Source organism: Streptomyces sp. NPDC005151 (assembly GCF_053599875.1).
Map to the genome: position 1 here is coordinate 35,704 of NZ_JBSFYR010000062.1, position 10,381 is coordinate 46,084.

The 10,381-nt window shown below is 70.2% G+C and carries 9 protein-coding genes; 2 read left to right on the forward strand and 7 right to left on the reverse strand.

What is annotated here, in order from left to right; all coding sequences use genetic code 11:
- Positions 1-50: 50 nt before the first annotated feature.
- Entirely contained in the window at positions 51-1,097 is a 1,047-nt protein-coding gene (locus tag ACWD6R_RS27555; RefSeq protein ID WP_451821170.1) for a WGR domain-containing protein, read from the forward strand.
- On the opposite strand, the gene fusA is transcribed toward ACWD6R_RS27555, so the two are convergent.
- From fusA to ACWD6R_RS27590, 7 genes are all read right to left on the reverse strand, one after another.
- Complete coding sequence (fusA, locus tag ACWD6R_RS27560; protein ID WP_451821171.1) at positions 986-3,091, reverse strand: elongation factor G; 2,106 nt, start codon at positions 3,089-3,091, stop codon at positions 986-988. The genes ACWD6R_RS27555 and fusA overlap by 112 nt on opposite strands.
- A 557-nt stretch (positions 3,092-3,648) precedes the next feature.
- Positions 3,649-4,995, reverse strand: a complete 1,347-nt coding sequence (locus tag ACWD6R_RS27565; protein ID WP_451821172.1) for a 6-phospho-beta-glucosidase — start codon at positions 4,993-4,995, stop codon at positions 3,649-3,651.
- 133 nt (positions 4,996-5,128) lie between these two features.
- Positions 5,129-6,658 (reverse strand): cytochrome P450, encoded by a 1,530-nt coding sequence (locus ACWD6R_RS27570; RefSeq protein WP_451821173.1) that lies wholly within the window; start codon positions 6,656-6,658, stop codon positions 5,129-5,131.
- A 67-nt stretch (positions 6,659-6,725) separates the two neighbouring features.
- The gene (locus ACWD6R_RS27575; protein WP_451821174.1) at positions 6,726-7,340 is read right to left on the reverse strand and encodes a GTP-binding protein; all 615 of its coding nucleotides are present in this window, start codon (positions 7,338-7,340) and stop codon (positions 6,726-6,728) included.
- Entirely contained in the window at positions 7,321-7,692 is a 372-nt protein-coding gene (locus ACWD6R_RS27580) for a DUF742 domain-containing protein (RefSeq protein ID WP_451821175.1), read from the reverse strand. The genes ACWD6R_RS27575 and ACWD6R_RS27580 overlap by 20 nt, the downstream gene beginning before the upstream one ends.
- The gene (locus tag ACWD6R_RS27585; protein WP_451821176.1) at positions 7,689-8,096 is read right to left on the reverse strand and encodes a roadblock/LC7 domain-containing protein; all 408 of its coding nucleotides are present in this window, start codon (positions 8,094-8,096) and stop codon (positions 7,689-7,691) included. Before ACWD6R_RS27585 ends, ACWD6R_RS27580 begins: the two co-directional genes overlap by 4 nt.
- On the reverse strand, positions 8,093-9,697 hold the full coding sequence (locus ACWD6R_RS27590) for a sensor histidine kinase (RefSeq protein ID WP_451821177.1): 1,605 nt from the start codon (positions 9,695-9,697) through the stop codon (positions 8,093-8,095). Before ACWD6R_RS27590 ends, ACWD6R_RS27585 begins: the two co-directional genes overlap by 4 nt.
- Before the next feature lie 363 nt (positions 9,698-10,060).
- Between ACWD6R_RS27590 and ACWD6R_RS27595 the strand changes: the two genes are divergently transcribed.
- On the forward strand, positions 10,061-10,381 hold a 321-nt coding region (locus tag ACWD6R_RS27595), incomplete at its 3' end, for an SDR family oxidoreductase (protein WP_451821179.1).

Sequence of the window (10,381 nt, forward strand, 5' to 3'; positions counted from 1 at the left end):
TTTCACGCTCTGTGGACCGTCACGCTGCGTTGTCAGTGGCGGGATCTAGTGTGGCAGCACTGATCGAGAAGCCCGCCGGAAGCGGGCTGTCCGGATGTGAAGGGGGCGGGCCGGTGCGGCGCTGGGAGTACGTCGAGGGAACTGCGTCGAAGTTCTGGGAGACCGGGGCCGATGGCGGCGTGGTGACGGTGCGCTACGGACGGGTCGGCAGCGACGGACGGACGCAGAGCAAGGAGTACGCGTCGGCGGACGCCGCGCAGGAACAGCTGCGCTGGACGATCGCGGAGAAGGAACGCAAGGGGTACCGCGAGGTGGGCGGGGCGGCATCAGCGGTGACCGTGGCCCCGGTGGTTGCCGAAGGCGCTGTGTCGGACGGGACTCCGGGCGCCCTTCCCGACGAGGACACCTTCGAGCTGCCGGCCCTCTGGCGGCGCCATCTCCACCCGAGGCGCGGGGGTGTGCGGCGCGGGGCGGCCATGATCGCGCAGGACACGCTGGACTCGGTGGAGCTCAGGCTCTCCGAGGACCGCGAGTGGATCGCCGAATTCCTGGCGGCTCCGCGCAGCGACGACCGGCTCGTCGAGGCCACCCGGGCGCATCTGACGGGCAGCCCCGATCCGGTCGGTGCGGCGGTCCTCGCCTCGGTGACCGGCCTTCACCCGCTGACGTATGCGGCATGGGCGGACCACGCGCAGGGCAAGCCCGTCGCGGTGACCCACCCCGGAGCCCGTGCGAACCGGGCCCGGGCGAGCGCTGCGGCCCGGCGCGGCACGCCGGGCCCGGCCGAGCACGGCCCTGACCGCCTGTGCCGCGACCGGAGGTTGGCGCCTTTGCTGAGTTCCGTCAGTTTGCATGCCGGCCGCTCGGTCCATGCAGGGATACGCGGGATGCGGGTCCGGCATGCCGTCGCACAGGGCGAAGCCGGCCCGGCAGGCACGACGGCCGGGCCGGCCCCGCCCTGGTTCGGGCGAGGCCGGCCGTTGCGTCACCGGGACGGAGTCCCGTCGGGCGCCTCGCTGGGCGCTGGGGCGAAGCCGGTGGGACGGGTGGTGAAAGTCCCCCGGCCTTGGGTCCGACTGCGCAACCGGGTCGCGTAGCCGAACAATTCGGCCAGCGGCACGGCCGCGGTGATCACCGCCGTACCCACCCGTGCGACCGAACCCGAGACCCGGCCGCGCCGTGCCGCCAGGTCGCCGAGCACCCCGCCCACAGCGTCGTCGGGCACGGTGACCGTGACCTCGACCACCGGTTCCAGCAGCACCATGACGCCGGCGCGCAGGGCCTCCCGAAGTGCGAGCCGGCCGGCCGTCCGGAACGCCATCTCCGAGGAGTCCTTCGCATGGGTGGCTCCGTCGGTCAGCGTGACCCGCAGCCCGGTCACCGGGTGACCACCGAGAGGCCCCTCGGCAAGAGCATCCCGGCAGCCGGCCTCCACCGCCCGGACGAACTCCTGCGGCACCCTGCCACCGACGACAGTCGACCGGAACACGAAGTCCACTGCACTGCCACTGCCGTTGTCACCGGACGTGTCCGGAGCGGACTCCAGCGGCTCCGTGTCGAGGACGACATGGGCGAACTGGCCCGCGCCTCCGTCCTGCTTGACATGCCGGTACACCAGCCCCGACACACCACGCGCGACGGTCTCCCGGTAGGCCACCCTCGGCCGGCCGATGCCGACATCCAGTCCATGGGCGCGCCGGATCTTCTCCACCGCTACCTCCAGATGCAATTCGCCCATCCCCGACAGGACCGTCTGGCCCGTCTCGCGGTCGGTCCTGACCACAAGCGAGGGATCCTCCTCGGCCAGCCGCGCCAGCGCCGACACCAACCGGTCCGTATCGGTGCGCCTGCGGGCCTCGACCGCCACGGAGACCACCGGGTCGGCGACGGTCGGCGGTTCGAGGAGCAGAGGAGCTGCGGGTACACACAGCGTGGCCCCGGCACGGGCCGACTTCAGCCCGACCACCGCGACGATGTCCCCGGCCACCGCCCGGTCCGTCTCCGAGTGGTGGTCGGCCTGGACCCGCAGAATCCGGCCGATCCGCTCGGTGCGCCGCGCGCCGACGTCCAGCACCGCATCTCCCCTCTCGATCGTTCCGGAATACACCCGCAGGTATGTCAGCCGCCCCGTGGCGGTCGAATTCACCTTGAACACCAGCGCCGCGAACGGAGCCGCCGGGTCGGCCACGCGCTCCTGCACTGCGCCGCCCTGGGTACCGCGTACCGCCGGCACGTCCAGCGGCGAGGGCAGATAGGCCACGGCAGCCTCCAGAAGCGGCTCGATCCCGCAGTTGCGGTACGCCGAACCGCACAACACCACCACGCCCTCACCGGTACGGGTCAGGTCGCGCAGCGCGGAGGCCAGAGTCTGCGCGGAGACCGTCGACTTGGCACAGAACTCCTCCAGCGCGACCGGGTGGAGTTCCGCCACCGCTTCCTCCAGCAGCCGGCGACGCCGGTTCGCCTCTTCGCGCAGCGCTTCCGGCACCGGGCCCTCCTCGAACGTGTCGCGGGCCCAGACCAGCGACCGCATACGCAGCAGATCCACCACCCCTCTGAACCCGTCCTCCGCTCCGATCGGCAACTGGACCACCAGCGGGGCCGGATGCAACCGTGCCCGGATCGACTCGACCGCCGTGTCGAGGTCGGCACCGGCCCGGTCCAGCTTGTTGACGAAGGCGATTCGCGGCACCCCGTGGCGATCGGCCTGCCGCCACACCGACTCGCTCTGCGGCTCGACTCCCGCGACAGCGTCGAACACCGCAATCGCGCCGTCCAGCACCCGCAGCGAGCGCTCCACCTCGTCGGAGAAGTCGACGTGGCCCGGGGTGTCGATCAGATTGATCCGGTGGCCGTCCCAGGCACAGCTCACCGCAGCGGCAAAGATGGTGATCCCACGGTCGCGTTCCTGGGAATCGAAGTCGGTGACGGTCGTCCCGTCATGGACCTCGCCACGCTTGTACGTGGACCCGGTGACGTACAGGATCCGTTCGGTGACGGTGGTCTTGCCGGCATCGACGTGAGCGAGGATGCCGAGGTTACGGACACCGGTCAGCGGGCTTGTGAGATGACGGTTCAGGTTGGTGCGCACGGCCCATGGCCTTTCGGGGTGATCCGGAGCGGGCAGCGCAATTCCCGGGACGAACGGGCCCGCGGTCAGGCCACGTGTGAACCCCTGATGCGGCGCAACCTCATCGGGATGTTCCCGACCGGTTGACTCGACACCGGGCTGACAGGGGTCAGGTGTTCGTCACGGACATCCGGTTCCGGCCGCGCAGCCGGCACCGGGCGCACGAAGACACCAGGATCACCTCATACCGTGACCGGGGAACGACAACAGCGGTGCGATAGCGCACGGCCGGGCTCCCCTCACTCGTCACGGCGCGCGCTGCGTCGGTGTGGTAGCGCGCGATTCCTGGTCAGTGTAGGGAACCGGGCCCAGGCGGGAAACCGACTTTTTCCGCAAGGAGTTCGACGCCGTGTGCAGGCTCGTCGCCGTACGCAGCGCGAAGATCGGCGGGGTGCGCGGAATCGTCCGGTCCACCGATGCCGGAGCGAGCTGGACAAGGATCAACGACGACGCACACCGGCTCCGCCTTCGGGTACGTACGAACCCGAAGGCGGGTACCAGGAGGCAGGGGCCGGACCTCAAGGCCGGTTCAGGTAGGCGAGTCCGGGATGGACCTTCGTGTACCCGTCGACCAGCCGGCGGGCGACCGAGACCGAGTCGACGAGGGGGTGCAGTGCGAAGGCCTGCACGGCGGTCGCGCGTGAGCCGCTCGCGGCCGCGTCCAGGACGGCGCGTTCGACGGCCTTGACCGCGGTGACCAGTCCGACGGCGTGGTACGGGAGGGGGTCGACGCTGACGGGACGGGCACCGTTCGCGTCGACGAGGCACGGCACTTCGATGACGGCGTCGGCGTCGAGCACGGAGAGCGTGGTCCGGTTACGGACATTGAGGATGAGCGAGGTCCGTTCATCACGCGCGACGGCCCGCATGAGTGCGAGGGCGACCTGCTCGTACCCGCCGGACTCCAGATCGCTCTCGTCGCGCTCGCCGACCCCGGCGACCTCTCTGTTCTCCGACATATAGGTGGCCTCGCGCTCGGCGCGGGTCCGGTCCCAGGCCGGGAAAGCGGGAGCGGCCGGGTCCTTCATCCGGGTGTAGAAGCCCTCCTGCTGGTCATGGAGGAAGGCGCCGCGGGTCTGTTCCGCATCCTGGTAGGCGCGGACGGCTTCCCGGTTGAAGTAGTAGTAGTGCAGGTACTCGTTGGGGATCGCACCGAGTGACTGCAGCCAGTCGGTGCCGAAGAGCCTTCCCTCCTCGAACGAGCCGAGCAGGTGCGGGTCGGCGAGCAGGCGCGGCAGTTCGTCGCGGCCGTCGACGTGCAGCCCACGGACCCAGCCCAGGTGGTTGAGGCCGGCATAGTCGATCCGGGCCCGCTCGGGGTCGACGCCGAGGGTCCGGGCAATCCGGCGGCCCAGGCCCACCGGGGAGTCGCAGATTCCGATGACCTGGTCGCCGAGGTGACGGGACATCGCCTCCGTGACCAGACCCGCCGGGTTGGTGAAGTTGATGACCCAGGCGTGCGGGGCGAGCCGGGCGATGCGCCGGGCGAGGTCGACGGCGACGGGGACGGTGCGCAGTCCGTATGCGATGCCGCCCGCGCCGACTGTCTCCTGCCCGAGCACGCCTTCATCGAGGGCCACCCTTTCGTCGGCGGCACGTCCTTCGAGACCGCCGACCCGGATGGCGGAGAAGATGAAGTCGGCACCGCGCAGTGCCTCGTCGAGCTCGGTCGTAGCAAGGACGACGGGGGCGTCCGGCACCCCTTCGGCCTGATCGGCGAGGACGCGGGCAATGGCGGTGAGCCGGTCGGCGTCCGTGTCGTACAGGGTGACGGCGGTGACACGGCCCTCGGCATGGTCGGCGAGCAGCGCCCCGTACACGAGTGGGACCCGGAATCCGCCGCCACCCAGAATTGTCAGCTTCACGCTTCCGCATGGTACGGGGGACCTTGTGCCTGCGCCGTGCCCGCCACCACGGCAGCATCGCGCAGACCGGTGGCCCGGAGCCAGGGGCCCCGGCCACCGGCCCGTCACGAATGTCGTACCGCGGACGGCCCGGTCAGTAGCCGCTCCACCACCGTGTCACCGCATGCCACAGCCGTGCCGGTGCGGCCGGCCTGCGCTGCTGCGGGATCCGGCCGGCGGACGCACCATGGGGCGAGGCATCGGTCCGCACCCCGTCGGCGTGGCTCTGCCCGGTCTGCGCAGCCACCCCCGCCGGAACGGGCGCGGGCGTCGTGTGCGGGACCGGCGACTGCGCCTCCCAGTCCTCGCGCGGCGGTTTGCGTCGCCCCGTCGACAGCGGCTCGTCGTCCTTCGGCGAGCGTGGCGCGAAGTCGGCCGGCAACTCCACCAGATGTCGGGACACGATGTTCCCGATCCAATTCAATTCGCTTTCCTCGACGGCAAGTTCGAGGTCGGGAAGACGCATCAGCAGGGCGTCGACGCCGGCATCCGCCATCGCCCGTCCGATGTCCTGCCCGGGGCACTCGTGCGGTCCGCCACTGAACGCCAGGTGCGCGCGGTTGCCCTCCATGTCGGCGGCCAGATCGGGCCGAACCACCGGGTCCGTATTGGCGGGTGCGATGCCGACGATCAGCGCGTCGCCCGCCTTGATCCGCTGCCCGCCCAGCTCCGTGTCGCCGACCGCCCATCGGCCGAAGACCGCGGTGAACGGCGGCTCGTCCCACAAGATCTGTTCGACCGCCTCCGGCACCGTCATGTGGCCACCGCTGAGCCTGGCCCGGAACCGCGGGTCGGTGAGGACCATCCGCAGCACACTGGCGATGAGGTTGGCGGTCGCTTCGTACGCGGCGATGAGGATCAGTCGCAGATGCTCGGTGACCTCGGTGTCGGTCATGCCCGCGGGATGCTCGACGAGCCAGGTGGCGAAGTCGGCGGCGGGTTCGGTCCGGCGGCGCCGGACGAGCCGGTTCAGTGCGGCGACCACGTACGCGTTGCTCGCGACGGCGGTCGCCGTGCCCCGGATCATGTCGCGGGCGGCCTGGACCATCCGGTCGTTGCACTCCTCGGGCATGCCGAGAATCTCGCACATCACCATCATCGGCAGCCGCTCGGCGAACTGACCGACCAGGTCGACACGGCCGTCCTGGCAGAACTCGTTGACGAGCCGGTTGCTGTAGCGGTTGATGTGCCGGCGGACGCCACGGTGGTCGATGCGCGCCATGCTGTCGGTGACCGCGCCGCGCTGCCGCTCGTGGGTGGCGCCGTCGGCGAAGACGCAGACGGGCTGCCAGGTGAAGATCGGGGCCAGCGGGTGGTCGGGGGCGACGCTGCCGTCCTGCAGGGCCCGCCAGCGCCGGGAGTCGCGGGAGAACTGCGAGGGGGTGCGCGTCATGTGCAGGTTCTCGCTGTGCCCGAGCACCAGCCAGGCGGGTACGTCTCCGTGCAGCAGGATCGGCGCCACCGTGCCGTGTTCGGCGCGCAGCTTGTCGTACAGCCCTGCCGGGTCCCGCTCGGCCTCGGGGCCGTAGAACCGGCGCAGTCCGCCGAGTCCATGGGCCGGGCATTCGGGGGGCGGAACCGGCCCCGTGGCCGCTCCGGGCTCGTGAGGGAAAGGGGTTGTCACGATCGCTCCAGGGATCAGGCTTCCAAGGATCAGTGCGAATGATCAGACGGCGTTCGAGCGGGGGTGGTCAGGCGAGCGGGACGGCCAGGCTGTGCAGATAGCGCATCAGGGTCATCAGCACATCGCGGCTGGAGCCGCGCAGTCTGGCGTCGCAGTCGATCATCGGCACCTCGTCCGGCAGGTCCAGTGCGCTGCGCAACGCCTCGACGGGGTGCTTCGGGGCGTCCGGGAAGGTGTTGATGGCGACGACGAACGGCACACCACGTTCTTCCAGGCGTCCGATCACGTCGAAGCTGACCTCGAGACGCCGGGTGTCGATGAGGACGACGGCGCCGAGGGCGCCCTCGAAGAGACCGTTCCACAGGAACCAGAAGCGCTCCTGGCCCGGGGTGCCGAAGAGGTAGAGGATCAGTTCCTCGCTGATGCTGATCCGGCCGAAGTCCATGGCGACCGTGGTAGCGGTCTTGCTCTCCACCCCGAAGTTGTCGTCCACGCCGACTCCGGCCTGGGTCATGGTCTCTTCGGTGGTGAGGGGGCGGATCTCGCTGACGGAACCGACCATGGTCGTCTTGCCGACCCCGAACCCGCCGACGATGACCACCTTCACGGCAGCCGTGGCCGTGGTCGGAAGGATGTCCTCGGTCCTGGGGCCGGTGATCGTGTCAGAGCTTCTGAAGTCCATGCATCACCGCTTCGAGGAGGGACCTGTCCGGGAGAGTGGCGCGGACGATGGGCGCGCGCGATTCGATCAGTTCGCTCGCGAGGAGTTCGGTGAGGAGCGAGGTCACCACGCTGAACGGCAGGCTGAGGTAGGCCGAGATCTCGGCGACGGATAACGGTGCCTGGCAGAGCCGCAGGATCACGGCCTGCTCGGGCTGGACCGTCGGCGTCGGCTGCTCCTTCGCAACGACCATCGTGACCAGGTCGAGCGCCGCCCGCTCGCCGCCGTCAGGATCGCCGGTGATGACGTACAGCCGCTCCGGGTCGCTCAGCGCCGGATCAGCCTCCCGGCGTTCTCGTCGGAGAGAACTCATCCGGCCTGCCCGTCATGGCGCGGCGGGCTCGTGAGATGGGCACCGATCCGGACGACCATGTCGCGCATCCGTGCTCCGACGAGTCCCGCGTCCACCGTCTCTCCGGCGAGGACGGCGAGATACGCACCCGTCCCCGCGGCCATCAAGTAGAAGAATCCGCTGGTGACTTCGATGACGACGAGCCGCATCAGGCCGTCGCTGTAAGGGATTTCGGAGGCGACGGCGGCCGCCAGACTCTGCAGTCCGGCGCAGGCGGCCGCCAGCCGGTCGGCGACATCGGGGTCGCCACCGTACTGGGCGATGCGCAGGCCGTCCGCGGAAAGCACCACGATCTGATGGATGTCCGGAACGTCGTCGGCCAGTTCCTTGAGCATCCAGTCCATATTTCCCCGCTGCTGGATCACTTCAGGTCTCCCTTGTCCCACGCGTCAACGGTGTCTTCGCCGGTCTTCGACTCCTGCGGCACGCCGTTGACGGCGTTGGTGAAGGCCTCGAGCCAGAGCCCGGGCGGCTGCTTTTTGCCGCTGTCGCTCCCGTTGGCGTGACCGTTGCGCTGCCTCGAGGGCGGGGCGGCGTGCTGCACGGGGAGGTTGTGCGAGCCCAGCGGCGCGCGGCCGCGGCTGCGGCGCTGCGGGAGTCCGCCCGCGGTCCACTCGGTCACCACGGGGGCGTCGTCGCCCATGGCCGACGACGCGGCCACCGGCCGGGAGTCGGAGGCGACCGGTCCGGTGGCCGGGCGGGATTCCACCGCGAGAGGCTTGCGGCGCTTGCTGCGCGGCGGGACGACGTGCTTCATGCCCGCCAGGTCGATGTCGCTGGTGGGCCTCGACGTGGCGCCGATGCCGTGGGCGATACCCGGGGCGGGACCGGTGGTGATCATGGCACGGGGCACGACGAGTACGGCGCGGACGCCGCCGTACGCGGACTGTCGCAGCGAGACCTGGAGGTCGTACATCCGGGAGAGCCGGCCGACGACGGCCATGCCCAGCCGGGGGGACTCGCCGAGGTCGTTCATGTTGGACCCGGCCTGAGCCCGGGCGAGCATGTTCTCGGCCCGCGCACGGGCCTCCTCGCTGAGGCTGACGCCGCCGTCCTCGATCTCGATGGCGATGCCGGTCTGGACCTCGACCGCGGTGACGTGCACGCGGGTCTGCGGCGGCGAGTAGCGGGTGGCGTTGTCGAGGAGCTCGGCGCAGGCGTGGATGAGCGGTTCGACGGCGGTGCCGATGATGGCGACCTTGGCAATCGAGTGCAGGTCGACGCGCGGGTATTCGAGGATCCTGGACATGGCACCGCGCAACACGCTGAACAGCGGTACGGGCTTGGGCCATTGACGGCTGGGGCGGGCGCCCCCGAGTACCGCGATGGAGTCGGCGAGCCGGCCGATCAGCGCGGTGCCGTGGTCGATGCGGAGCAGGTCGTCGAAGACATCGGGGTTTCGCCCGTGGTGCTCCTCCATCTCCCGCAGCTCGCTGGCCTGCCGGTGGACGATCGCCTGGACGCGCCGGGCGACGTTGACGAAGGCGCGCTGCGCGGAGTCGCGCATCGCCTCTTCGTTGTCGATGATGTCCAGCACCGTGTGGACGAGGGCGCGTTGGGCGTCGGGAAGGTCGCGGTAGACCTCATCGGCGTCGACGATGTCGCGCAGCACCTCGTCGGGCGAGTTGCCCACGCGGAGCCGGTGGATCGCAGCCGGCAGGAGCTCCTTGTTGATCCGGACGACCTCTTCGTCATGGGTGGCGAGGCGGCGTTCCAGGACGGCGAGGCGGTGCTCGTACTCCGCGCGCTGCCCGCGCATCGCGCGGGCGCGACGGGCCAGCGCGACGGCGAGCGAGGCGATCACAACAGTGGCAACCGCACCGCACCAGGCGACTGGCATCCGGGCGGCCCCGGAAACCAGCGCCGCGGCTGCGGCGGTCGCGCCGGCCGCCAGGAGCACGGGGAGCAACGCGGCTCGGGCAAGGGGGATTTCTCGGTGGATCGGCGGTGATTCAACACGAGCCATCTAAGACCTCTGGCGGTTGATTCGGGATGCATACGCACGTGTAGGGCATGACGGAACAAGCGCTCGAATTCATATCAACTCGACTTCACTGCGCGTGAGCTTAGTCAGATCGAAACAGTGCTTCGGCACATTCACCCAACCCTCTGCACGAGCGTTCCCGCGGTAATACACTCACGAGTTTTTGCACGCACCGCTTCCGGCCGTGCGCAAGGAGTGACGATCGCCGATCGTGTCGCGAAAAAGCCTCGACCGTACCGCTCCGAGGGACGCAAAGTCGCGACAGTGACGGGCGGTGCGGGCGGTATCGGCACGGAGATCTGCCGGGTCCTCGCCTCACAGGGCGCAACCGGCGTCGCCGCCGACATGGCCCCGGCCGGGACGACCCGCCCCGGAGGCCGCCGTCTACGCCCGACGGATGCTGGACTCCACGCCGATGGACACCGCGGTGCCCCGCAGGACATCGCGTACGGCGTGCTCCACCTCGCCTCCGAAGAGGCCCGCTTCGTGACCGGCACCGAACTCGTCGTGGACGGCGGCTGTACGGCGGTCCGAGCCGTCACCCCCCGATCATGTCTTCGGGCGCCCACTGCGCTCAGAGCCTGTCGGGTGACCTTCGATCGGAAAGCGGACGCGGTCTGGTGCGTGCGATTCCAAGGCGCCGGAAGGCCCTCGGATGGGGTCTCC